This is a genomic window from Moorena sp. SIO3B2 (genome assembly GCF_010692525.1).
GTDB lineage: Bacteria > Cyanobacteriota > Cyanobacteriia > Cyanobacteriales > Coleofasciculaceae > Moorena > Moorena producens.
The window spans coordinates 30,854-56,448 of sequence record NZ_JAAHHE010000007.1; the positions used below are offsets into that span (position 1 = coordinate 30,854).

General features: G+C 44.3%; 21 protein-coding genes. 11 read left to right on the forward strand and 10 right to left on the reverse strand.

The features are described from left to right. Positions 1-86 precede the first annotated feature (86 nt). Both F6K38_RS02850 and F6K38_RS02855 read left to right on the forward strand, forming a co-directional pair. The gene (locus F6K38_RS02850) at positions 87-1,268 is read left to right on the forward strand and encodes a phosphotransferase family protein (RefSeq protein ID WP_008180361.1); all 1,182 of its coding nucleotides are present in this window, start codon (positions 87-89) and stop codon (positions 1,266-1,268) included. A 17-nt stretch (positions 1,269-1,285) separates the two neighbouring features. Continuing rightward, positions 1,286-2,392 carry a T3SS effector HopA1 family protein gene (locus tag F6K38_RS02855; RefSeq protein WP_008180360.1) on the forward strand — a complete coding sequence of 369 codons (1,107 nt, stop codon included), beginning with the start codon at positions 1,286-1,288 and terminating at the stop codon, positions 2,390-2,392. Between the two features lie 34 nt (positions 2,393-2,426). Here F6K38_RS02855 and F6K38_RS02860 read toward each other — a convergent pair whose 3' ends face one another. The 3 genes from F6K38_RS02860 to F6K38_RS02870 all read right to left on the reverse strand — a co-directional run bounded on the left by F6K38_RS02860 (position 2,427) and on the right by F6K38_RS02870 (position 4,771). Next, entirely contained in the window at positions 2,427-3,050 is a 624-nt protein-coding gene (locus tag F6K38_RS02860) for a J domain-containing protein (RefSeq protein ID WP_008180357.1), read from the reverse strand. A 237-nt stretch (positions 3,051-3,287) separates the two neighbouring features. After that, positions 3,288-3,884 (reverse strand): ATP-dependent Clp protease proteolytic subunit, encoded by a 597-nt coding sequence (locus F6K38_RS02865; protein ID WP_008180354.1) that lies wholly within the window; start codon positions 3,882-3,884, stop codon positions 3,288-3,290. Positions 3,885-4,114: 230 nt separating this feature from the next. Continuing rightward, complete coding sequence (locus tag F6K38_RS02870; RefSeq protein WP_287356072.1) at positions 4,115-4,771, reverse strand: ATP-dependent Clp protease proteolytic subunit; 657 nt, start codon at positions 4,769-4,771, stop codon at positions 4,115-4,117. A 225-nt stretch (positions 4,772-4,996) separates the two neighbouring features. Between F6K38_RS02870 and F6K38_RS02875 the strand changes: the two genes are divergently transcribed. The 4 genes from F6K38_RS02875 to psb34 (F6K38_RS02890) all read left to right on the forward strand — a co-directional run bounded on the left by F6K38_RS02875 (position 4,997) and on the right by psb34 (F6K38_RS02890) (position 7,741). After that, positions 4,997-6,238, forward strand: coding sequence for a vWA domain-containing protein (locus F6K38_RS02875; protein ID WP_008180349.1), 1,242 nt, complete (start codon positions 4,997-4,999; stop codon positions 6,236-6,238). Positions 6,239-6,992: 754 nt separating this feature from the next. After that, a complete protein-coding gene (gene psb34 / locus F6K38_RS02880) occupies positions 6,993-7,163 on the forward strand; it encodes a photosystem II assembly protein Psb34 (RefSeq protein ID WP_044492715.1) in 171 nt (56 codons plus the stop codon). 54 nt (positions 7,164-7,217) lie between these two features. Further along, complete coding sequence (locus tag F6K38_RS02885) at positions 7,218-7,448, forward strand: photosystem II protein, Psb35-related (RefSeq protein ID WP_271970338.1); 231 nt, start codon at positions 7,218-7,220, stop codon at positions 7,446-7,448. Between the two features lie 65 nt (positions 7,449-7,513). After that, positions 7,514-7,741: a photosystem II assembly protein Psb34 gene (gene psb34, locus F6K38_RS02890; RefSeq protein WP_353737164.1), complete on the forward strand. Its 228-nt coding sequence runs from the start codon at positions 7,514-7,516 to the stop codon at positions 7,739-7,741. On the opposite strand, the gene F6K38_RS02895 is transcribed toward psb34 (F6K38_RS02890), so the two are convergent. Continuing rightward, positions 7,713-7,961: a hypothetical protein gene (locus F6K38_RS02895; protein WP_287356020.1), complete on the reverse strand. Its 249-nt coding sequence runs from the start codon at positions 7,959-7,961 to the stop codon at positions 7,713-7,715. The two genes, psb34 (F6K38_RS02890) and F6K38_RS02895, sit on opposite strands and share 29 nt — an antisense overlap. Before the next feature lie 59 nt (positions 7,962-8,020). Between F6K38_RS02895 and F6K38_RS02900 the strand changes: the two genes are divergently transcribed. Continuing rightward, entirely contained in the window at positions 8,021-8,182 is a 162-nt protein-coding gene (locus tag F6K38_RS02900; RefSeq protein ID WP_287356022.1) for a hypothetical protein, read from the forward strand. Between the two features lie 17 nt (positions 8,183-8,199). On the opposite strand, the gene F6K38_RS02905 is transcribed toward F6K38_RS02900, so the two are convergent. Beyond that, a complete protein-coding gene (locus F6K38_RS02905) occupies positions 8,200-12,042 on the reverse strand; it encodes a hypothetical protein (protein WP_287356024.1) in 3,843 nt (1,280 codons plus the stop codon). Between the two features lie 409 nt (positions 12,043-12,451). On the opposite strand from F6K38_RS02905, the gene F6K38_RS02910 reads away from it, so the two are divergent. After that, entirely contained in the window at positions 12,452-13,777 is a 1,326-nt protein-coding gene (locus tag F6K38_RS02910) for an MFS transporter (RefSeq protein WP_287265126.1), read from the forward strand. 367 nt (positions 13,778-14,144) lie between these two features. Next, positions 14,145-15,377 (forward strand): glycosyltransferase, encoded by a 1,233-nt coding sequence (locus F6K38_RS02915; protein WP_008187789.1) that lies wholly within the window; start codon positions 14,145-14,147, stop codon positions 15,375-15,377. 165 nt (positions 15,378-15,542) lie between these two features. Here the strand turns inward: F6K38_RS02915 and F6K38_RS02920 are convergent, their stop codons facing one another. Further along, positions 15,543-15,794 carry a DUF6761 family protein gene (locus F6K38_RS02920; protein WP_008187787.1) on the reverse strand — a complete coding sequence of 84 codons (252 nt, stop codon included), beginning with the start codon at positions 15,792-15,794 and terminating at the stop codon, positions 15,543-15,545. A gap of 376 nt (positions 15,795-16,170) precedes the next feature. Between F6K38_RS02920 and F6K38_RS02925 the strand changes: the two genes are divergently transcribed. After that, entirely contained in the window at positions 16,171-16,905 is a 735-nt protein-coding gene (locus F6K38_RS02925; RefSeq protein WP_008187786.1) for a response regulator transcription factor, read from the forward strand. A gap of 42 nt (positions 16,906-16,947) precedes the next feature. Here F6K38_RS02925 and F6K38_RS02930 read toward each other — a convergent pair whose 3' ends face one another. From F6K38_RS02930 to F6K38_RS02945, 4 genes are all read right to left on the reverse strand, one after another. After that, the gene (locus F6K38_RS02930; protein ID WP_008187785.1) at positions 16,948-18,048 is read right to left on the reverse strand and encodes an acyltransferase family protein; all 1,101 of its coding nucleotides are present in this window, start codon (positions 18,046-18,048) and stop codon (positions 16,948-16,950) included. 118 nt (positions 18,049-18,166) lie between these two features. Then, positions 18,167-18,949: an ABC transporter ATP-binding protein gene (locus tag F6K38_RS02935; RefSeq protein WP_008187784.1), complete on the reverse strand. Its 783-nt coding sequence runs from the start codon at positions 18,947-18,949 to the stop codon at positions 18,167-18,169. Positions 18,950-19,206: 257 nt separating this feature from the next. Continuing rightward, entirely contained in the window at positions 19,207-19,815 is a 609-nt protein-coding gene (locus tag F6K38_RS02940; RefSeq protein ID WP_008187783.1) for a hypothetical protein, read from the reverse strand. A gap of 115 nt (positions 19,816-19,930) precedes the next feature. After that, positions 19,931-20,785: an Rpn family recombination-promoting nuclease/putative transposase gene (locus F6K38_RS02945; RefSeq protein ID WP_008187782.1), complete on the reverse strand. Its 855-nt coding sequence runs from the start codon at positions 20,783-20,785 to the stop codon at positions 19,931-19,933. 1,223 nt (positions 20,786-22,008) lie between these two features. Between F6K38_RS02945 and F6K38_RS02950 the strand changes: the two genes are divergently transcribed. Continuing rightward, positions 22,009-25,563: a choice-of-anchor E domain-containing protein gene (locus F6K38_RS02950; RefSeq protein WP_287265127.1), complete on the forward strand. Its 3,555-nt coding sequence runs from the start codon at positions 22,009-22,011 to the stop codon at positions 25,561-25,563. Positions 25,564-25,595: the final 32 nt, after the last annotated feature.

Consider the following 25,595-nt stretch of genomic DNA (forward strand, 5'->3'; position numbering starts at 1 on the left):
ATTCGCTTCTTCCCAATTCCCATCTCATATGACTAGCGTTATCCTGGGTTAATTTATCAACCATTAGTTGCAATCCGTAGTTTTTAATGACTTTTTTGTTAAGCTCTAAAAACATTTTTCAGTATCTAATCGAAGAGGGTATTTGTGAGCAAAATCAGCAATCTCTGCTCCAGATTGAAGCAAAATCCGGCAAAAACTTTAATTTGCTCGTGAGTTTCACAGAGGATCGCTATTTTCTGATTAAGCAAGAGCGTCACGATCATGAAGGGAAAACTAATGGTGATTTTTGGTACGAATGGCTTTTTTATGAGTTTTTACAAGAGTTTCCAGATCTAAGCTCTATTCGCCCACTAATCTCCGAGGCGATTCATTTTGATTTAATTCGCTCAATTCTGGTTTTTAACTATCTTAATGACTATTCTGATTTAGCGTATTTTTATAGTAAAGATCAGGTTTTTCCTATTGATATCGCTAGCCAGATCGGAGCTACTATAGCCACAATCCATCGCACGACTCTAGACTGTCAGGAATATAAAGACTTCTTGAACTCTAATGCTAAACAGCTACCGATTGATGAAGAGGTTGACTTTCTTGAAAGGTTAGAACGAATTGAACCAGAAGTTTTTGGGGTCTATTGTGAAGATTCTCTTGAATTTTTTAGACTTTATCAGCGCTACGAGAGTTTAGGGAAAGCGATCGCAGAACTTAACCAAGTTTGGGAGCCTTGCTGTTTGATCCACAATGACCTAAAACTGAAAAACATATTACTGCACCTTGATTGGGAGCAATGCCTCTCTACAAACAAGCCAGAAGCGACAAGCATGGTTAGAGTAATTGATTGGGAGAAATTCACTTGGGGAGATCCGAGCTTAGATTTAGGAACCATTATCGCCAGCTATCTACAAATTTGGCTGAGTAGCTTGGTGATCAGTACAGCAATCGATGTTGAAACTGCTTTGCGTCTAGCCACAACTCCCCTTGAGGTAATTCAACCTAGCCTTGTTACTCTAACTCAAGCTTATTTGGCTCACTTTCCAGAAATTATTGAGCGACGTCAGAATTTTTTGAGACGAGCGATGCAATTTGCTGGGTTTGTCTTGATTCGCAAAATTCATTTAAAGATCAATCACCTCAAACCCTTTGACAACACAGGTATCTGTATGCTTCAGGTTGCTAAGACCTTGTTATGCCATCCAGAGCAATCAATCTCGATTGTTTTTGGCATCACAGAATCTGAACTCACTTTTCCTAGCCGTATTCCTGCCTAAGTCTATTGGTCTTGATTATGCAATTACTGGATACTCTACGAAATCAACGACTCGATTCTTCTATACCTGGATTGCTTGATGTTTTTTATGACATTCTTAACAATGTTCAGATTGAATCTAATTTCTATATTACTCATCCAGAGTACAAACCCCTGGAACTTCCTGATGAAGTGGTAGCTCGTTTTCAGCAACTACCCTTAAAGATCCAGAATACCTATCTAAGCCTGCAACTACGAACGTTTCTCTACCGTATCTACTACCACGGCTCTTATCAAACTACTCTTCCAGCGGATCACAATTCAAATGGTTGGGCACTTGACGATGATTTGGAGAACAATACGGTAAGGGGGCTTAACCTAGAGTTTTGCCAGCGATTGTGCGAAAGTAATCACTCTCAAGGCTACTTTGATCCAGGGTGGTTAGTGCTAAGGCAGGAAAGTGATGGTAGTCTGGCTGTGGAAAAGAAGGGTCTAATTCTGCACATTAGGCGTGATTTCCACTTACAACCGATTGATAGGGCTGCTACTATAGGGAGCTTAGTGGCAATCCGGATGCCCCCTAATTTAGTGCAAAACGGATTCTATGTAGCGGTTGGGAATGCTGGTCGAGTTAATCCTTGCCATTCAGATGGTGAACACCAGACAGTAAATGTCTATTTTAATCTGAGTCCTGAAGGTGCAGTTGCTGTTATGAAAGCTATCACTGAGGGATTGAACCGAGTCAAAATTCCGTTCACGTTTAAGGTGCTATACAATCCTTCTGACTACGGGCGTTATGATTCAGGGGTTCTGTGCTTTGAAAAGGGCAATTATAAAACAGTTAAACCCATCCTTAAGACTGTTTATACTCAACACAAAGCCTATTTTATGGAAGGGGTGCCTCTGTTTACGAAGCAGCTGTTACCAGGACTGGCTCTATCAGAAGAACCTGATTATAAATTTACGCCTAAAGAAGATTTTGGGATGAATCGCTGCCAAATTGTTGCTAATGCGTTACTAGAAGCTTGGCTACAAGGTCACGACTCTGCAGAAGGTCGGATGAATTTTATCCTCCACAACTTTTCTTTGCTTGGAATTGATATCAAGCGTCCTTACTTGAATGCTAACTCTAAAGATATTTATTAGAAAACCATTTCACTTTTCTGATTTGCGCGTAGCGTTATATCATCTGCTCGATCAAACGAAAATCCTGTTCTATCTCAGCCGAGAGAGACTTATTGTAGGGGTCAGTCTTGAGGGCTTTTTTGAGATAATTTCTAGCTTTATCCAGCTTGTGCTGTTTAACCAAATGTCTTGCGCAACTTTGATAAGCGATCGCTTGCCACTGACGCACTTCTGGGTCTTGGGGCATTCTTTGAGCCAAGGCTTCTACTAATGCGATCGCTCTCATCAACCGTCGCTCCCGAAGCAATTGCTGGAGTTGATGATAGGAATCCCACTTCAGCTGTTGTTCAACTGCTGAGAGGGGTTGATTGGACTCAACGGATGGTGGCTTAGGCGTGACCCAAGTTGAGGTTGGCGGAGGTGAGTCCCCAGGCTGATTACTGTGATTACCAAAGCTAGTGGCGGAGGTTAAGACTGGTTCACGGTCAGACTCATCAATAGCAGTGAGGAGAAGCTTATAAGCCTCCGTAAACCGAATAAACTTTTCTTGGGCAAGCTTGTCTCCAGGGTTAATATCAGGATGATACCGACGTGCCAGACGCCGATAAGACTCCTTTACTTCAACCTGCTTCGCTCCTGGACCTACACCCAATAAGCGATAACAATCAGCCAGATTCATCAATGGGATAAGTAATCAATAAGCGTTTAGACAGACTTATCTGCTTTTTATATATAGAGTACCCTGCTGAATAATGTTACTACTTTTCCCTTTATACTACTTCATCACCAGATCATCAAACAGCCCTTACGCACCAAGACGGTTACAACCCGGTTTTTGATGATAAATCAAAGTGTAATTACCGTTAATAACCGGCTTGGCGGCGTAAGTCCTGATCAAATTTACCAGAGCAACAGTCTAGGGTGCTCTCTGATCAATGACTTGGTCAATCAAGCCATACTCCTTGGCTTCATCCGCTGACATGAAAAAGTCCCGATCCATGTCTTTTTCGATTTTCTCTAGGGATTGACCGGTATTTTGGGCGTAGATTTCATTGAGTTGATGGCGGATCCGCAAAATTTCCCTAGCTTCAATCTCAATATCCGTAGCTTGTCCACGGGTTCCCCCAGAGGGTTGGTGAATCATAATCCTGGAGTGAGGCAAAGCTATTCGTTTTCCTTTTTTACCTGCAGCTAGCAGGAACGACCCCATAGAGGCAGCTAGACCAACACAAACGGTTACTACATCGGATTTGATATGCTGCATGGTATCGTATATTGCCATGCCTGCGGTGACTGAACCACCAGGAGAGTTTATGTAGAGGATAATATCTTTGCTATTATCTTCAGAGTCGAGATATAGCATTACCGCAATGATCTGGTTGGTGATTTCGTCATCCACCTCTTTGCCTAGAAAAATAATCCGTTCCCGGTAGAGACGGTTGTAGATGTCAATCCACTCAGTATACTGACTTCCTGGCATCTGGTAGGGAACTTTGGGCACACCAATTGGCATAATTTGCTCCGAGTTAGTACTAGATTGTGGAAAAGGGCATGTAAAGATTGATCAATTTATGTAAGCATTCAGCTATCAGCCGTGAGCCGTCAGCTATCATGCTAATCAACGGGAGGTAGTAAACAAGCATCGGGTGCACTTATACGGCTGGTTGAAAATCCCTGCTGGTTTTACTGATCCGAATAAGCTGATTGCTGATTGCTGATTGCTGATTGCTGATAGCTTACGACCTAAGTAATACCAGCAGGAATCTGACTATCAACCTCTTGAGGTTCTAGCACCCTGTCGATCAGACCATACTCTTGGGCTTGGTGAGGTGTCATGTAAAGGAACCGATCCATATCTTTGGCAATTTTTTCTTGGTCTTGACCGGTATTGCGAGACAGGATATCGAGCATCGTCTTCTTATTGGTCAGAACTTCTTGAGCACGAATTTGGATATCCGTGGCTTGACCCTGGGCATAACTCCTGGGCTGATGTAGGACAATAGTGGCATTGGGTAAACTTGCCCGACAGCCTTTAGTTCCTGCGGAGAGTAGCATCGCTGCCATCCCAAGGGCTGAACCAATACAAATAGTGTGGATAGGGGGCTTGATGTAATTTATGGTGTCACAGATGGCAAAGGCTTCGGTTTCAAAACCCACAGGTTGGCCATCGTAACGGGATGTGCCGGTGGAATTGATGTAAATTTTAATGGGCTTGTCCGGGTCGTCGTACTGTAAATACAACAGTTCGGCAATAATTAATTCTGTTACCGCACTCACCAAGGGCATACCCAAATATACAATCCGCTCACTTAACAACAGCGAGGGTAAGTCTGGTGGCGGCGTGCGGTAGGCAGGTCTACCATAGTAGGTAGATTGAACAGCCTGGATGGGTCGTTTCATGATATTTGGGGCTGCAATAATGGCACTATCTTTAACCAGTGTAGCTTGCCATACTTTCTTCGTGATTTTCTTCGTGCCGGTTAGCCCCCGAAAGGTAAAAACTGTAACATGGGGGAAAACTGCCTTATATGGGGTTATTGTAAGCAGCTCAATGGCTCGACCCATGTTGGCTGATGCCCCTACACCCATTATCAATTACCCTTGCTGCCTGAGGAGCTATCTAAAATGAAAGTTGGTTTGCACCCAGCCCTTAACGATACTAATATTGATGCTAATCAACCGAGTAGTCAGCGTCAGTTATCCATGGCGATTTCTGCGATCGCTGCTTCCTCCAGTCGAAATGTACCGTTGAATTTGTGTCTGGTACTCGACCACAGTGGCTCCATGCATGGACAGCCTCTGGAAACTGTCAAGCAAGCAGCAGTAGGGTTAATTGAGCGCCTGCAACCGGATGACCGCCTCTCGATTGTGGCCTTTGACCACAGAGCGAAAGTGCTGGTTCGCAATCAACCGATGGGCAACCTAGACCAAATCAAACGAAAGATTAACCGACTTGGGGCTGATGGGGGTACTGCCATTGATGAAGGTCTAAAGCTAGGGGTTAAAGAATTAATTAAAGCTAAACAAGACACGGTATCTCAGGTGTTTCTCCTCACTGATGGGGAAAACGAACATGGAAACAATGAAAGCTGCATAAAATTAGCTGAACTGGCTGCTGAAAATAACTTGACTATCAACAGTCTGGGATTCGGTGCCAACTGGAACCAAGATATTTTGGAAAAAATTGCGGATATTGCTACTGGTAGCTTGTCTTACATTGAAGAACCAGAGCAAGCCCTGAGTGAGTTTGCACGTTTGTTCAACCGCATGCAGTCTGTTGGCTTAACTAATGCTTATCTGTTGTTGGATTTAATGCCAAAAGTGCGGTTAGCAGAACTCAAACCCATCGCCCAAGTAGAACCAGATGCGATTGAACTCCCAGCACAATCAGAAGGCGATCGCTTTATGGTACGTTTGGGAGATTTGATGACTGATTCACAACGGGTGATTCTCGCTAACTTGTATGTTGGGAAAATGCCAGAGGGTCGTCAAACCATTGCCCATGTACAAGTCAAATATGATGATCCATCCAGTGGTGCCCAAGAGTTACTCTCGGAAATCGTGCCAGTCCAGGCAAATTTCCAGGAGGCTTATCAACCAGTTCCCAATCCTGAGGTACAGAAGCATATTCTAGCTTTAGCTAAATATCGTCAGACTCAAATTGCGGAAACGAAATTACAGCAGGGCGATCGCGTCGGGGCTGCCACCATGTTACAAACTGCGGCAAAAACTGCTATCCAGATGGGGGATAAAGGAGCCGCAACGGTACTGCAAACTAATGCTACGATTTTGCAAACTGGGGAAGACCTCTCAGAAGCTGATCGTAAGAAAACCAGAATTGTGTCTAAGACTCTGTTGCAGGAGTGATCAATTGTAGGAGTAATCAAAAGGGTAGGCATGATCCTTGCCACCCTTTGCTGCTGTCCAATCATGGGCTCTTGAAATGCGATCGCATATAGCAGTTCTCAATTGGGTGAGGTACTTACGCCGGTTAATGGGAGCTAAGGCCGTGGGCCACGCTTACTGGCAGAGCCAGACGCTGCTTGAGGTGCGAACGGAGCTGGGAGCAGGGAAGTCAGAAGTGGGAAAAAACCCTGTTTACCTCATAGGTATAAGAAACGCTATATCTGAAGTTACTTTTTTGCCAAAACATTTGCTTCTATCAACAGGACTTACCCAGTCACTCCTGTCCAAACATCTTGCTACACATCTGATCAGCCTATCAACTCCTCATCTTTAGGCTGAGTAGGATCGGGCTGGGGGTATGCCATCTATTCCCAAAGATATATGCCGAAAGTAAGAACTTAAACACTCAGACTTAAACACTTAGACTTAAAGACTTAGATTTAAACACTTATAAATAAGGATTAGCAGCGATTATTTGGTTTTATAGGCGTAATTAGCAGTAATTACGCCTATTTACTCTTGCTTAATCTTCAAAATTTAGGCTTTTTACCTTTTTGTCGGGTTTTTACACCTACACCTATACGGCTAACCCTACAAAAAGTTCCTGTCAAGCTATTGAAACAAAAGTTTACATAGTGTTATATTTATTTACATAAAGACGAAAGGAGAAAAAAAGCAAATGACTTTCAGCACTAACACCATGACCAAGTCCACTATGTACACCACGGTTGATGAAACCGGAGTCCTCAACAACTACGCTCCTGAAACCGAGATTTACTACGCAGACTTCCCAACACTTGAACAGCAGCGTAATTATATTTCCCAAGGTGCTATAGCTAGCTTGTTAGTCTGCTTGTTAATTTTGACTGCCTTCGGTATCAGCTAAACCATTCGTTACTTATTTGACCACTAGCTTGTAAAAAACACAAAGGAGAAAATGATGACTATTGTAATTGCACTGTTAATTGTTGGTTGGACTGCTGCTGCGGTAATTGGTACTCAAGCTTACTTCCGTGGTGAGCAAACCAAGCCCATCCATGAGCGCAACTGGCGTAGTGATTCTTTCAACAAACTGGCTAAATCTGTGACTGGTCAAGACACTGACTATAGCGATCGCACTCCGGCCTATGCCATGGATGCTTTTGCTAGCAACTCTCTGCCCAATTCCTAATCAAGCAATGCTTTAAGGGTTTGACCCAAAGCTTGTAAAACACAGACGAAAGGAGAAAAAACCAAATGACTTTCAGCACTGACACCATGACCAAGTCCACTATGTACACCACGGTTGATGAAACCGGAGTCCTCAACAACTACGCTCCTGAAACCGAGATTTACTACGCAGACTTCCCTTCAGTAGAACAGCAGCGTAATTATATTTCCCAAGGTGCTATAGCTAGCTTGTTAGTCTGCTTGTTAATTTTGACCGCCTTCGGTATCAAAAGGGAAAATCCTTGGCAAAATTGAAGGGAAACTCATCAATAATTGAACCAGTAGCCGTATAACAAGGATCCGGTGAGGTACCTTCCGTAACAGTAATCGGTTTTGCCCACATATCAGATAATGGATGATTGTCAGATAAGGTGATGGGCAATTCTTCAGTAATGCTATAGGTAGTCTTTACTTCCTCCATAAACGTTGGAATATCGTTAATATCTTGATAATTTGGGATTTTCTCCTCTGCCATCGTATCTCCTGTTTATCTAAATTAAATTCAACCTATTGGTTATAGCGTTTTTCGTAGCTATGAGGTACAAATTTTTTTCCCTCTTCCCTCTTTGCTCTTATCTACTCCCTACTCCCTGCTCCCTGTTCCCTGTTCCCTGTTCCCTGTTCCCTGTTCCCTGTTCCCTGTTCCCTGTTCCCTGTTCCCTGTTCCCTAAAAGCCATAAATTATGTACCTCATAGCTATGATAATTGCTAGATTACTTGGCATAGGCAGCATACCAGCCAACGGCATCATTACTATCCGTGGCATCAGGATTGCCAAAGATAACAATTTCGGTTTGTCCATTGGGGGGAAATGAGAGGACAAAAAACTTAAGAGCAACCTTCTTAATTTTCAACAAGTAAGCTGTACCAGAAGCGTTAGTCGAATCAACCAATAATTCCACCGTCTTGAAGGACAGCTTCAGTACACTCTGGAGAGGAAAACCGAGCACATCCCCACCAATTCCCGGTAGCCTCAATCCCACAAAGGTTGTTGCTCCCTCCTGGGAACCATCCTGATTCGGTTCCCAGATAATCAACAGATTAACCACAAACTGAGCTGATCCCGACAATGCCCCTAAACTACCCAAATTAAACTCGAAATTAAAACCAAAGCCACTGTCGGGCATAGAACCACTGCCCAAGGGAGTTTTCACAGTAAGATACCCTTGAGGCTTGTTATCAGGTTGAGCAGGGTCGAGATAGACGAAGTTAGTCAGCTTGAGGGGAAATTTGCTGTAGAGACTATGGGGGCGGGCTTTACTGCGAGCGAAATCAAAGGCAATTTGCCCAGGATCCACACTAAAGGTGATATCCTGGGCACCATTGGTATGCTTGCAGTTCATCACAATACTCAGCTTTGAGAACTGGAGGAATTGTTCGTTATTGGCTAGCTCATCCAGTTTTTGCTGCAACTCCGCTGATGCTTGATTGAGAGTATCAATCCCTACCTGATAATCGTCTTCCAGAGCACGGGCACTGCGGTTGACCAGGTTGCTGGCACTTAACACGTCATCGGACAGGGAAGTATCTGAGCCAAAGGAGAATCCATCAAAGGTCTCTAGGTCACGGAAATTGAGACGGCCCCAGAGGGTAAATCGTCCAACGGTGAGTGTAGTATCATTGCCTGGGGGATCTGTGGAAAAAGTGGCCTTAACGATGTCAACATTATTGAGAATATGACTATCGGGTAGGGCAAAATAGTTCTCGCCGCTAAAGCTAAAGCTATAGGTAATCACCCCATCGTGTTCTTCCGTAAAGCCCTGGAGAATGACAATATTCCGTCCTGAGCGACTATTGAGTAATTGGGTAGCTTCGTCAAAGAGTTTATCTAGGGTAAGATTGACCTGACTGGAAAATGCCGTGATTTGTGAATTTTGGAACTGCACCCGTAAGTTGGCCACCTGGAAGGCATAGCCCAAGGGACCGGTTTCTGGCACGGAGTTGTCTTGATAGTCCAGCAATCCAAACAGGGAAGACTGTTCCGCTACCAATTCCCCATTTTGGGGCAAAATCGGGGTGCCATTACTCCCGACATACTGAGCGTAGAAGTTATCCTGGTCTTGTATGCCACATTCTAGGGCTTTCAAGTCTTGAGGCAGTCCTGTCCCCGCTGGCAGCTTGACATTTAACGCGATCATCCCTGACCAAAAGGTGCTGCTGCCAACCCGGGCTAGAGGGGCAGCATTATCCCGGTCTTTTTCAGCAGCATTGGGGTCGTTGGCCGTTGCGTTCGCATTTTCAAAGAATGTCACTAAGCGATCGCGTACTGCTTTAATTTCCTTGACCCGTTCCTCGGCATCAGTTGCCGTCCCGACAAATACCTCCGGTTGTTCCCACAGGGCGGTATCCTTGAGAATATCAATCAGGGCCTTATCTAGGAACTTAAACAGTAAGACCGTATCCGTATCCCCTGTGCCCTGTCGCCAATTGTCTGGATTAAGATCGAAGGTCCACCCTTGAATAGTTAGTTGGTTGTTCTGAAAATGCTCTTTGATAACTTGAGGAGGTTCATTGGTATCAAAGGTTTTTAGGGAAGTGGGGTCAGTGATCACCAGGAACATCTGACTGGACTGGAAAGCTGAACGGAGGGATGAACCCCGTTCTAAGTCCTGCAAACTAACATCATCATTGTCGGTATCCTTTGCCAGTAATAGGCTATTGAGGGTTTGATAATCAGAGGAATAGGTTGCCAACAATCCCAGGGAAGTTGTACCGGTGATGGTTTCCGTTGTTGAGGTAGTGGCAGCAACAGCTGTCATGGCCTGAGCTTCAGGGGTAGCTGATCTACTCAAGGCACTGAATGCTGGGGTACTTGATGTCCCGGGTCCTAGTATTCCTTGAGCTTCACCGGTAAGTTGAGTGGTGTCTGTTTCAGCAACAATTTTAATTTGTTTGCGGCGCTGGGGATTGAGGATTTGTTCCTCCATTTGCTGATAGTGCGCCAGGGTTCCAGTTACTCCACCATAGGGAAACAAGGGTAAATATTCTCCCCTTGGCAGTCCTGTAACGGGAACCTCCAAAAACGTTAGAGGATCATCAGTTGGGTCTTGGTTTCCATCCTGGAACGTTGATGCTCGATACAGCAAGGACTGCTTGGGTTGGGAAAAATAGACCGGCAAATTCGTTACTTGGTCATATTCAATATATCCCCAAGCTGTAGTTGTTCCCGATTCTAGACGCTGGCCAGCTTCATTGGTTTCTACAATTTGCTCCGGAACGAAATCCGGCGCAAAGGTCGGTTTTCCAGCTTCCAGATGCAGAATATTAACCTGTTGACTCGACAGTTGAATGTATTCAATCCCCGCTAATCCACACAAGAAGTTATCTTCATCTCGTATCGGGAATTCCTGAGCACTGGGGATGGGGGTACTCTCGTAATTGGGAACCGAGAGGGTAAATTTCCCTTGGGGGACTAGATACAAGGGTGAACCAAAGATGCTAGAATTCTGCCCTGGACGCTCTGCAAAGATTAGCCTACTGTCCCCATGACCATGGGGAGTAACATGGATGGAATATCCCAAATTGGTGCGATAACAAGAAGGCAAGGATAAATCCGAAATAGTAGAGTTTCCTGGCTCTACAAAAGCAAAGTAAGTGCGATCGCTATTCAACGGTTGCAGTGGATCTAGGGCGCTATATAAGGTCAGATTTTGGCTACCATCCCCCTGCTGAGAATAATGGGAGGCAGCATCGCTATCTTCCCCCAGAAAAGGATATCGATGGCTAGAAATCAGAAATTCCTGGTCGCTATTCAATCCTGCAAAACCAGACAAGGGGTCATTCTGGTCTAGTAAGGAGTTTGCGGATTTGAAAAACATCCGCAGGGTAATATCCAGATAGACCAGTTCCTCAAAGGAGGCTGTGCCAGGAGATGGGTTTTGCAAGGTCAGGGCAAAGGCCAGGCAACCGGCCAACTCTCCGCTAAAGGGTAATGCGATCGCGTAGCCTCCGCTTTGCGGAATCGCTTCCCCTGCTTCATTGACCTCAATCCCTTTGAGTTGATTAGCACCATAACCTGTGGACAAATAAAACGGGTCACTTTTCGGTGATTCAGTTTCCGGTGATTCAGTCTCGGTGCTAGGGAGGTTGTGTAGAGACGGATCGAGGGCAAACACAAATCCGTCTTTGGTTGCGTTCAACTGACAAGTTACACCACTAGCGATCGCTAATTCATAGTTGCGGAAATTGAAAAAGGTCAGTCGCTCTACAGTATCTGTTGGAGAAAGGGTCAGGGCATGAAATCGCCAGCGAGAGACTAACTCCTCTGGGTTGTCAATCCACAAAAACCGGGTATTGCGTACCGAAGGTGTAATCAGAAATTCACGAATGCGTTCGCTCAACACCGAAGGGTCTATGGCATCATTCCCCTCTGGCACAGCTTTGAGAAATAGATATACTCCCTTCTTTATTGTCCAAGTTTCTTCCAGGGAAAGGGTTTGAGAACCTTCTATCGATCCGCCCTTCACCCAAAACCCAATGCTATAGGGCAGGGTAGGGTTAACGGATTCAGGTAAAAAGTAGAGCGCCTGTGCTGTTGATTGGGTAAAGGTAGTCATCTGTTCACCCCCTACAGGACAATGCGATCGCCTTTGACCAGAGGCAAATCAAGCACTGGACTATCTTCGTCCAGGTAGATAANCTGTCTTACGGTAACTTCAAACCATGAGCGACTGCCGTGGTTCCCTCTCTCGCGGTTTGCATCAACACAATGTCACCACAATCTAAGCAAAAATGTCACAAATAGTAATCATCAAGGGTACCGTCAAACATAAAACTTGCCACCATACTAGATATATCAGTAAGCCCACCTACAACAGTCTTTTTCCCCGAGCTAGACTGTTTTACCCATCAAGGTGTAAGCTTAGCGGGAACTGGCAAGGGGTTCAGTCATTCATGTATAAAAGGTACAATAATCCCGCCGATGGCGGAGTATAACGACGAGTAAAGTAGAAAAAGACACAATAAATGCAGATTTTCTTTCTGATCTGGTTGGGACAGCTAGTATCCCTTCTGGGGTCTAATCTTACCGAATTTGCTCTGGGCGTTTGGGCTTACCAGACTACTGGTTCAATCACCCAATTTGCCCTAATTTCTTTATTTATTCACCTACCCAATATTATTATCTCACCCATAGCTGGTACATTCGTAGACCGGTGGAATAGACGCTGGGCGATGATTCTCAGCGACTCCGTGGCAGGGGCTAGCACACTGGTGGTTATGGCTCTGGTGTTCTCGGGCAGGTTAGACATCTGGCACATTTACCTAGTCGTAGCAATCAGTTCAACGTTTAAGGCTTTCCAGTTGCCAGCCTATACAGCAGCTACGACTCAGCTGATGCCTCAAGAACATCTTAGCCGTGCTAATGGCATGATGCAAGCCTCTAGGGCAACTGCCAAGATTCTTGGACCGACCTTGGCGGGTGTGCTGCTGGAGACCATTCACTTGCAGGGAATTCTATTAATAGACTTCATCACATTCATCTTTGCCCTAGCGACATTGCTAAGCGTTCAGATTCCCCATCTCCAGTCTAGCCATCACACTCATCAAAAGCAAGCCCACTTCTCCCAACTGCGCCAAGATCTAGTATCAGGCTGGCGTTACATTGCCAAACGGCAAGGACTGCAAGGGTTGCTGATGTTCTTTGCCGTGGTCTACTTCACTATGGGTATTCTTCAGGTGTTGTTCTGGCCACTGGTGTTAAGCTTTGCCTCCAGTGCTGAACTTGGGGTCATTTTATCTATTGGCGGTTGTGGGATGCTTATTGGTAGCTTGGTCATGACTACCTGGGGAGGACCCAAGCCCAGGATATACGGTATTTTTAGCTTTGTAATCCTGCAAGGCTTGTTCTTACTTTTAGGTGGGTGCCGCGCTTCTGTGAACTTAGCTGCTCTTGGAGCGTTTGGTGTTTTATTTGCTCAACCCATTATCGTTAGCTGTAATCAAACTATCTGGCAGAACAAAGTCCCAGCTAATCTGCAAGGACGGGTCTTCGCCTTACAACTGGCCATCGAAAACTCCTTATTGATCCTTGCCCACATGCTAACCGGACCGTTAGTCGATCATGTTTTAGAACCGATGATGGCTACCGATGGACTGTTAGCAGGTAGTATTGGGCATATCATTGGAGTTGGTCCAGGGCGTGGGATGGGCTTGCTGTTGCTGTTGATGGGAATTCTGAACATCCTGGCAAGCTTTATCGCTTATCGATATCCACCCATACGGCGAGTGGAAAAGGAACTGCCGGATGCGATTCACCCTAACCTAGGTTTAACTACTTCGACTAGTGTTTGATACCAAATTCGCTCCAAAAACCCCCGTTATGATTCCAGCATTCTTTCTCCTGTTCTCCTGAAGCTCCTGAAGCTCCTGAAGCTCCTCATGCTTTTTGCTGAAAAAGGGGGTAATTAACCCGGATTTGGTATGAAACGTTTCCTAACTCCTGGGATGGGCGAAGTATTTACATACAGATACTGATCATGGTTCAGGGGAAGATGGGGAAGATAGAGAAGATAGAATTGTTGTGCTCTTCCTCAATTCCCTCTCCTGATCACATTTGCCTTACCTGTTCTGACATGATTTATGCAACAATTGGGACGCATCGTCAATGCTTTGCCCCTAAAAATTAAACACGCTCTGAGTGGGATAATTCTATTCACCTATGAAAATTGCTATTATCACCTCTGGATTCTTGCCTGTCATTGATGGCGTAACAGTTAGTGGATTATCTAGGCTACAACGACTGAGTCAGTGGGGACACCAGGTGTTGTTATTTTGTCCTGAGTACAGTGCTTTAGAACATGTCTATCCCAATTGGCGAGATTATACTGGTCAAATCCTGCCTGGAGTGAGAATCATCAATTTACCGAGTACCTCATTCATGGACTTGGACTTTGAGCGTCAGGTGCGCAGGAGTTCCTATTCAATCCTCCTCCAGGAATTAAAAAAATTCCAGCCCGATATTATTCATGTTGATGAACCAGAAAGACTGTTTTTTGGATTTTTTCGAGTGCCTGGGGTGGCTTTTGCCAAAAAAGCTGGTATTCCCTGTGTGAGTTTTTTTAGGACTAATTTTATTGACTATGCCGAAGATTACTTTTCTCTACCGTCTCTGGTCGTCGCTGGAATTAAATTTATTTTTAAAACCATATTGATTTCAGTGTATAATTCTTATGATGTCACCCTAGTTTCTAGTCGGATTACCCATAAAAAAATTATCAATCTGGGCATTAAAAACACCCTACATGCCAATTTAGTTGGCTTTGATGCTAGTAAATTCTATCCTGGTTTACGGGAAGAACAGTTTTTCGAAAAGAACTATGATATTCCAGAGGTTGAGGGGAAAGTTAAGTTAATTTTTCTAGGTCGGTTAACTCCAGATAAGGGGTGGGAATTTACCCTAAATGCCTTTTCACGAGTTGTACAAGAGGTCAACAGTGACAAAATCGCACTGATCATTGCTGGTGATGGTTCGATGCGGGATGAGATTGCTACCCGCTTAAGCAAGTTAACACCTAATAGTTACTTACTGGGTAGAGTGCCACCGGAAAATGTTCCAGCTCTTTTGGTCAACAGTGATATTCATATCACAGCATCAGAAAAGGAGACTAGAGGGCTAACTATATTAGAAGCCTTCGCAGCTGGAATTCCTGTGCTCGCTCCTGAAGCAGGTGGGGTAGTGGAGAATATCCAAGACGGATGGAATGGTTTTTTGTTCACTCCCCAGAATCAGGAAGATTTCTGCGACAAGCTCAAAGTATTAATTGAGAACCCAGCGTTGCGACAGGAAATGGGTCGCAACGGTAGGGAGTGTGTTTCCCAGTATGGTTGGGATGAAAGGGTTCAGAATTTAGTTGGTATTTGGGAAAAGCAGATTGCCAAGAAAACCCACTGATATCAAGTCCAGTTAATTACTCAAGAGAATAGCCTATCGCTTTTTGGTAATGGGTAATGGGTAATGGGTAATGGATAATTGGTAATTGCCTATTACCAGCTAACGGATAGGATGAGTACTCCCATGGACTTGATCGGATTCAGTGGGGTTCTGTGTGTTTAAGGTTTAATAGTAGTCGGTTTCTGGCTGCGGCATTGGTACCATCTCAAAGTTGGATGGATCACGAAGATAACGAATGGCATCTTCTTCTAAGCGGTAGGTTATATAGGATTCAAGGGTATTTGTGTGTTTGAGGGCAGAAAGATAGCCATCGATATATAGCCGCAATTCATCGAAGCTATAACCTCGATTCCACAAATCGACTAGGGAGTCAGTAAGTTTTTGATAGCAGCGTATAGCTTGAGGATCTTGCAGCATAGTCTTAAGAAATTTTGAGTATCAACAGTAGCGGTATTGGCTCACTCAGTAGAAACTCGGATACGCCAACTTAACTTCAGTTTAGCAAAAGTAGCAAGTCCTCAATACTTTTCTCAATTATTTGTTATGTTACCTAGACTAAATTGCATCTTATATGCTATAATCTAAAATGGTCAGTTAAAATTAATGGTAAATTGAAATTTTACTATTTTCCTTATTGTCCCTCTGACCTGGTCCATTTGCTGCCACTAGGAAGTCGTATTGGAAGAACGCAAGCCAATATCGGGATCATAAGTAGCAGTTGTTACAGAATGTTGACCTGACCTTTGCTATGATTAAATACCAACGGCTAAGGCTAAGAGGACTTTAATGTGCCGTGGGCTCAGTTAGAATTCAGATTATTGAAGGAAACCCTCATTTGCGATCGCTTCTAGGGTCGCACCTGAAGAAATCCGGTTATGGGGTGTACCAATCACAAAATCTTGAGCAAGCCAAGGAAGACTTTCACCATCGCCAACCCACTCTGGTTATCCTAGACTCTGATTTACCAGACAGCGATGGGGTTGAATTTTGCTGCTGGCTTCAGCAGCAGCGAAAATCTCTAATTTTAATGTTGTCTGCTCGTAATAGTGAAAGAGATATCGTCACTGGTCTTAAAGCTGGGGCAGACGATTACCTCACCAAGCCCTTTGGTATACAGGAATTTATGGCACGGGTGGAAGCCCTAATTCGTCGCCTCCGCATTACGGTAGCTCCCCTGTCTCTGGACTACGGTGATCTCAAAATTGATTTAGTCCAGCGTCGTGTCCGCTTCAAAGAAGAGTTTATTGACCTGACTCCACAAGAATTTAGTTTGCTCTATGTACTCGCCCAAGCAGAGGGAATGCCTTTGAGTCGCTCTGAATTATTGCGCCGCGCTTGGCCCAATGCTATTGACAATCCGCGCACCATCGATACCCACGTCCTTGCCCTACGCAAAAAAATAGAAACTGATCCTCGACAACCCAACATTATTCAAACGGTTCGCAATGTTGGCTATCGGTTTAATCAAGGCATAAACGAGAATAATCCAAAACTTGGGACAGAACTGGCAGCCCAAAAGATTTATTAATGGTTAATTAACCATTAACCATTAACCCTTAACCCTTAACCATTAAATCCTGATCAACCAGCGTCGCCGATACATCCCATAGAGAATCAACCACCACAACAGTACATTGACTATGGCAAAGATCAAAGAACCATTCATGGCTCCAGCCCACGACCGAAACAGATTTTCATAAATCCAAGTATAGGTACTCACAGCATTATCACCTGTCCCTACCTTAGTTCGATATAGGATGCGAACTACTAAACCAGATGCGACAAACAGAAAAATCGCATTTAACCCCATTACTTCTAACGGCCATCCCCATCTGCGAAATCCCCGCACTTCAATTAACTCATAACAAGCAGCTAGTAACAGCATCGACCAACCAGCAGAAAAGACTACATAGGAACTTGTCCATAACTGCTTGTTAATTGGGAACCAGAAATCCCAAACCCAGCCTAAACCAAGACAACCTACACCAAATAGTACTAATCCCAAACTAGTGCGGGACGGTATCGGTTGATGGCGTAGCCAGTCCCCAACGAAATAGCCAGCCAAGACAGTTACTACCGCTGGGAAGGTGCTAAACAGTCCTTCTGGATCAAATTGAGCTTGTTTATACAAATGGTTTGTTCCCAATACCATACGGTCGATATAGGCAGCAAAATTCCCTTCCGGTGTCAGATTACCAGCACCATAATCAGGAACTGGTACTAAAGACATCGCTGCCCAGTACCCTAGCAAAACTATTCCGGTCAGTACCCACAAACCCCGTCGTCTTAGATTTAGCACTGCTACAGCACTAAGGAAATAGGCAAGACTAATGCGCTGCAAGACACCCATAATCCGAATAGTATCCCAGTTGTAAGTCGGAAAACCATTGAGCAGTAAGCCTAGGGCAAATAGAATGGCACATCGCCTGCCAATACGCCAATACCCCTGGGATACGGATTGGTTGTTATTGGTGTACTTGACTAAGGAAAAAGCCATTGCTACACCAGCAATAAATAAAAAGGCAGGAAATACTAAGTCTGTGGGTGTAAAACCATGCCACTTAGCGTGAAGTAAGGGGGGATAGACATAAGACCAACTTCCGGGATTGTTGACTAGAATCATGCTAGCCATGGCAATACCTCGAAAGACATCAAGAGAGGTTAGACGCATGATAGGCAAGAGGCAATAGGCAATAGACAAGAGGCAATAGGCAATAGACAAGAGGCAATAGGCAATAGACAAGAGGCAATAGGCAAAATTAAAATAACCGTCAACTGTCAACAAATGATTAAGCCCACTCTTGAGATGCTTTAGCTTCTGCTTGTACTAATCTCTCTCGTAATTGTTGCCAATTAATCTGCTCAGCTGGACTGTCTTGGAGTAACTGAGTATCTTGCAAATACAATAGTCGATTACAAAATAACTCAGCCATATCTAGCTGGTGATTGACCATCAAAATTGTGATCTGCTCCTTTCGGGCTAAATCGGTAAATACCCTGATCACCTGAGAGGCTATACCAGCATCTAAGGCTGAGGTGGGCTCATCAAGTAACACTATCCTTGGTTGGACAACTAGTGCTCGTGCGATCGCAACCAATTGCCGTTGTCCCAAAGACAGTTGTAACTCTGTACGCTCTAACCACTCCGCTGGGATGCGCAGTCTCTCTCGAATCTCTTGTGTCCGTTGTGCGTTCGCGTAGCGTGGCCTACGGCCAATCGCTTTTTTTGGCAGCTGTTGCAATACCAACGGATAAGCTAGAGCCTCCTGAACGGTCATTCCTAACAATTTTGGTTCTTGAGGAACCAGCATGATCTGTCGCCGCAATTCTAGGACAGGGATATTCCGGATGTTCTGATTATCTAGGTAAATTGTTCCCTGGGTGGACTCACTTAATCGGTTCAACAGCCGCAACAGAGAGGTTTTACCAGCACCAGATGGTCCAATCACGCTGATGCGATCGCATGGGCTGACCTCGAAAGAAATATCAGTTAATATAGGTATTCCAGCTGCTTTAGCCCTGGTTGAGAGGGTCAGGCTTACCTGCTTTAGCTGCAACAGGGGATTAGTCAATCGCTTTGCTCCAATTAAAAATTATCAATGTTTTAGCTGAGAGCTATCAGCTAATGGGCTACAGATGGTGCTACAGATAGTGCTTTTATAGCGCTACGCCCAAGTCAGCAAGGTTATTGCGTCAGAAGTCAAAAGTAAGGGATTACTTACGTTTCGGAGTTTAGGAATGTCAAACATCTTAATGGGTAGTGCTATAGTACCTCAAGTACCGTGCGCGTAGCCCATTAGCTGAGAGCTGAGAGCTGATAGCTGAATGCTTACATCAAACCCTGATTGATAGCTGTGGTTATGGTCCAGGCATCTACAAGTAATAGCAAGAGGGTGAATCCGAACAAAATTAGATACATCCAAGGCTGGGCTAGGGGACGAATATCGGTAGTATCTATCCCGGTATAGTTTTGTACTAACTTAACTAAGCGATTAAATCCCACTACTCGCATTGGCAGCAAGTAAGCTTGGTCATAAGACTGGCTAACGAAATAGTAAACAAGCCCTCCTTGACCTGTGGTGCGCATTTTTAAGTCTTTCACCTCTTTCCAGTGTAATTGCCAACCTTTGCGGAAGAATCGGGGCACCCAATTGGGATAAGCTACCTGAATTTTTTCGTCATCTACAATCACCTGTTCGCTTAAGGCACCATAGAGGGCGATAAATCCTAAGCTAATTCCTATCCACAGGATTATTGGCGATACCGGAGTCGATGATACTTTAGCTAAAAACGGTAATGGTATCAACAGCGCCCAATAAAATGTGATTAGGGTAATCCGAATTATAGGAGAGATGCGAAATACAGAAGGGCTATACTGTTTATTTTCAGGGTTATTTTCAGGTTTAGTTTCAGATGCTTTTTTTTGATTTGGTGACATAATTAAAATGGTTTAATCAGGGAATAGGTAATAGGGAGTAGGGAGTAGTAAAAAGGGCAGAAAAATTTTAAGAATTAATTTATTATACCTCAAGGTTTAATCCCTTAGCGACCATTCAAAAATTTTCAACGTCTTCTTTAGTTAAACCAGTTGTTGCCACGATTAAATCCAAATCAATCCCTCTTGCTTTCATAGCTTGGGCTATTTCTATAGCTTTCTCTGCTCTCCCCTGTAATTTTCCAGCTGCTTCTGCTCCTGCCAACAGGCTAATTTCATACCGTTTATTTTCCAGATATTTCTGATAAGCAACCCTTTCTGGTAATGGTAAATTATCAATCCTGAGCTTATCCTTGGCCTCGGCTAATCCTCTGGCTTGGAACTCTTCCTTGATTTCACTATTCTTTAGGAAATAGATCCATTCATCTAAATTGTTTCTAGTTACATTATCAAACTGGTTGACTCTCAAGATATAATATTCGGGAAATATCTGGTATACTTTCTCTAGTTTGAACAACTCTTTCTGGAGACTGGATAACCCTAAGGAGTCTTGATGATGACGACCTCGTAAATCTAGTTTCCCTTCATAGATGTAATCTTGTCCTTGCCCCAGGGTAAAGTAAACAATATTAATGGAGTAGACTTTTTTGAGTTTACTATAGGGCTCTCCTTTATCTAGATATTGCGTGAGCAGTGTGGAGACGCCAAATAGCATCCGGTGAAAGTAATCATTTTCGGAACTATTTTGGACTTCCACTAGCAGTAACTCTCCAGCACTATTGAGCGCTAGAATATCAACCCGATTCAGTTTATTGTCTTCGGTGAGCCGATTACTTTCGCCTTCTAAAATAGATTCAATAGTAATCTCTTCTCCTAGTAATTCGGTGATCAAGCCTTCTAGGACAACATAATTAGCTTTATCCCTCAGCAGTTTTTTGATCGCCCAGTCAAAGCGGATGTGTGTCTTGGCCATGATTAGTAGGGAGTAGGGAGTAGGGAGTAGGGAGTAGGGATTAGTATAGTTAACAAGCAGTGTTAACTCAAAAATTAATTGATTTTATTATAGGTGGAATTTACTTTATTGATTTTCCTAGTAACTCTACCGGTAACGCTAGTTGCTGCTTGGTTTAATAATCTTATCTACTGATCATGGGTAAATTTACTCTACCGATCAGATCAGCTCTGTTATTGATTTCCCCAGTAACTCTACCGGTAACGCTAGTTGCTGCTTGGTTTAATAATCTTATCTACTGATCATGGGTAAATTTACTCTACCGGTAACCTTAGGTATATTGCTGATTTACTCAGTAACTCTAGGAATAAGTATAGCTGTCGGTTAGTTTAATAATACACTCTACTGCTCATGGGTAAATTTACTCTACCGGTAACGTCAGGTCTGTTATTGATTTCCCTAGTAACTCTACTAGTAACGCTATTTGTCGATTGCTTTAATCATGCACATTAATTATAATTTAAAATTACCAATTAACATAAGCATTCAGCCGTTTTCCAAAGGCCAATGGCTGAATTAACCTCAAGTAGAGTGCCCATAGGGAATCAGATGATAGCTGATAGCACCTCAAGTAGCACCTCAAGTAGCGCATTATCTGAATGCTTACCAATTAACAATTAACAATTAACAATTACTAAAATAGCTATTAGGCACTAGAAGGATTAACCTAACACCTAACTCAGGGAGATGTGGAATTCACGGATATCATTTCCTCCGTAACCTGATCAAAATTCCGTAATTCTCTCTAGGCAATAACCACATCAATCAAGCAATCCTAGATCACAAGAGTAGTTTAACTAGGAGGAAAATCGGATGCACCTCAAGTAGCGTGACCTAGGGTCAATCGCTTATCTGAGTGCTCAGTACTGAAAGCTGAGTTATTTGTTATTAATGATTAGGGCTCTACCGAACTGATTGTATGCATAAAACCGCGCTTATTGCCCACTAAGTCTGATCGGGCGGGTAATTTATTAAAAATTATTCTTTCAAAAACTAAAACTCCTGCCATATTCTGATTATCATAATTATTTTATAAACGTTTTACATAGCAACTTTCCTAGAGCCACGATTAGTTATTTATTCGGTGTTGCTGAACTAACTAATTTACTAACTAATTTATTGATATCAAGACTAGTTGGGTCAGTTACCAATTAGCTTTTCTCTTTAATTCATTCTGGCCAGTTATGAAGTCTTTATTCAATTATCTCCAAGGAATCAGATACCATTCCTCAGACTCTTCTGGAGCATCTGAGGTAAATTCTGATTGGCAGCCTTTAGGCTTTAACCTGATGGGCATAACTAACCTAGCTAAGGCTACTTTCCCGATCCTAGTGACAGGTTCTGCTTTGCTGGTGGCTACTCCTACTCCAGTAGCAGCGCAGCTACCATCTCGAACCTGTTCCCAGGCTTTTGCTGATTTTGATTGGAGTCAGTTGTCTTGGACTAATGGGGATCTTGGCCCGAGGACTTTTACTGCTAACGGTGTCACCTATACCGTTGAAGTTAAAAACCCCAATAATCATAGCTTCACCGACAATTCTCCGAAGCTAGGCAATAATAACTTCAATCAACCTGCTTTGTATGCCCGCCCCAACATGGTAGGTGGGGGTTACATCGAGTTTGAAGTGACCATGAGTCGGCCAGTGACTGGTGTACAAGGCATTGTGGATGCTGTAGACGAGCAGGAGACCGGAGGAAGTCGTTGGCAAGACGAAGTGGTAATCACGGGCTTCAATGGCTCAACTACTGTTACTCCGACCTTAGTTGCCTTCGACCCGAGCAAAGTTAGCGTGGTAGGTAACGTGGCTACTGGACAGTCTGGGAGCAATTTCTCCACAGGGGGTGGCCATGGGGCTGATGTGGAATTTGGATTTGGGGACCAAGCTATTGATAAGTTTGTGGTGCGCTATCGACCAGGCTCAGATGTTAACCAAAGCAGCGCTCAGCATGTCACCCTCAACAATTGGAGTTTCTGTGCGGATGTTGTGGCTAGTGACAAAGACTTTGGTGATGCGCCCGACACTGGCAACGGCACCAGCAGTGGTAACTATAATACCTTACTCAGCGATAATGGTCCTAGTCACGACATAGATGGTAGCACCTATCTCGGCAGTGGAGTAACAGCTGATACCGATGGCTTTGGAGATGGCACCGATAATAACAATAACGCTACCGATGATACCGATGATGGGGTTCAAATTAATAGCGCTAGCCTACAAGGACAAACTCTACCGATATCGGATAATGTTAGATTAGATATCACTACAGCCGGGTCTGGAGTGCTGAATGCTTGGATTGACTGGAACGCAGATGGAGACTTTGATGATAGTGGTGAGCAAATTGCTACCAATGCTAGTCCTAGTGGAAATGCGATCGCATTAAACCTAACTGTACCAGCTGGAGCTACCGTTGGTAATACTTATGCACGTTTCCGGTATAGTTCTGATACTGGCCTTACTCCTACTGGTGCCGCTAGTGATGGTGAGGTAGAGGATTATCAAATTGCGATCGCTAACTCTACACCAACGACTGCCTCTGTAGGGGATCAAGTCTGGGAAGACCTAGATGGTGATGGCATCCAAGATCCTGGAGAGCCTGGAATTCCCAACGCCCTAGTCAATATCTACAAATCTGACAACACCTTAGTTGATGCCACTTTTACCGACAGTAGTGGTAACTACAGTTTCAGCGACCTTGACCCAGGGGATTACATCATTGAATTCACCTCCCCTGCTGTGGGCTATAGCTTCACTCGCCAAGATGCTGGGGATGACACCCTAGACAGTGATGCCGATCCAGTCACAGGTCGCACCGATACCTTCACCTTGGCTGCGGGAGACAACAATACCAGTATTGATGCTGGACTTACCCTTAAAGCCAACACTATTGTCGCTTGCGATATCATACCACTCCAGGCTACCAATTGGACTGAAACCCTGAACGTAGAGAAATTTGATTCTGCTCTAGGGAGCCTGGCCAGGGTAGACCTAACCCTGAGTACCCTGATTGCACAAGAGTTAATCTACGAGAATACGGCAGACCAGCCAAAAACAATAACCGTGAACCAGGAGGGAGAAGTCAGTGTTTCCTTGCCTGATACTAACGCCAATATTACCAGAAATTACAACCAATCCACCGACTTCAATCTACCAGCCTTCGATGGTAGTGATCCTCCTGACTTTAGCGGCACTTCCGGTGGCAGGACTCCCACGATTCTTGCCTATGAAACCCATACCGAGGAGTACACTAACCTAGCTGATTTCATTAGCTCCTCATCACCAGTGGAAACCGTCAGTATCCCGGTGAATACTACCTCTGCAGCTACTTTCATTAACTCTCAGAACGCTTCCACTGGCTCTAGTAGCGAGGCAACCGCCGGATTGTGTGTCACCTATACCTACAGTTTAGTCCCGAAAGAACCTTCAGCCAGCATAGTCCCGGAAGAAGCTTCACCGGAAGCCGGAAATATCGTTATCAACGAAGTCCTCTACGCCCAAACTGGCAGCAGTGCTGAAGCTAATGATGAATTCATCGAACTCTATAACTCTTCCGATAATGCTGTAGATATCAGTAACTGGAAGCTAGCCGATAGCAACCTGATTTTTAACAGTACTGATAATACTGGCAACATTACTGGTGATGCTGCTAATCCGGCCTATATCTTCCCCAACAACACCACTCTCCAACCAGGGGAATACGCTGTTATTTGGATTGGCAACAATACATCAGACCATCAAGCTCCCGATGCTGCATTCCAGGATTGGTTAGGAAAGGCAGCCAAACTTAACAATGCTGGAGAAGATATCTGGCTGTATGACGAGGAATTCAAGATTGTAGACTACATTGCTTATGGCTCCAATAACGCCATCAATACTCCACCCTCAGCTGAATTGAATCTGTGGGATGACACCTACCAACGAGACTTAGATGGGGCAAGCACTGGTCAATCGATTAGTCTCACCCCCAATGGAGAAGACGGAAATACTAGTGCTTGCTGGGAGCATACCCTTAGTAATGATGCCAATGGCCGTTGTCCTGAATTCCTGGAAACCAGGGATACAGATACGGTGAGTGTACGCCAAACTAGTGTTGGAGTTTATAACAATATCTTGCCCAATGTCATCCTGGTCAAGCGGATTACTGCTATTAAACCCAAAGATACCAACCAGTGGATAGAGCTACCGCAATCCGGCTCACCCTTTATCGATGGCATTGATGGTGGCAGTTCTGAGAATAACGTTGGTTCCGACCGTGCTGCTGATGACAATGACCCCAACTGGCCGAATCCTGATGTTTATCTGCGGGGATTAATTAACTCTGGGCAAGTAATGCCAGGAGATGAGTTAGAGTATACTGTATACTTCCTCTCCAATGGCAGCAACGATGCTAAAAACCTGCGCATCTGTGACCGAGTGCCTGGGGAAACTACCTTTATTACCGATTCCTTTAATGCCACAGCTGGCTTCCCAAGTAGTGATGTCGGGATTGCTTTGTTCCAGAGCACCACTACCTTAGCCAATGGTGGTCCAGCTGAACCGAACATCTATCTTACTAATATTCCCGATAGCGATCGCGGTCGGTATTACGGGCCAGGAACCTCAGTGCCAGCCGGATGTAATGTCACCTTCAATCAAAATGGAGTAGTAGTAGTGGAAGTTGGGGATGTGCCAAACGCTGATTCACCCGGAAACCCACCCAATTCCTATGGATTTATTCGCTTCCGGGCTTTAGTCAAATAAGGCAGAATTAAGAATTTAGAATGCAGAATGTA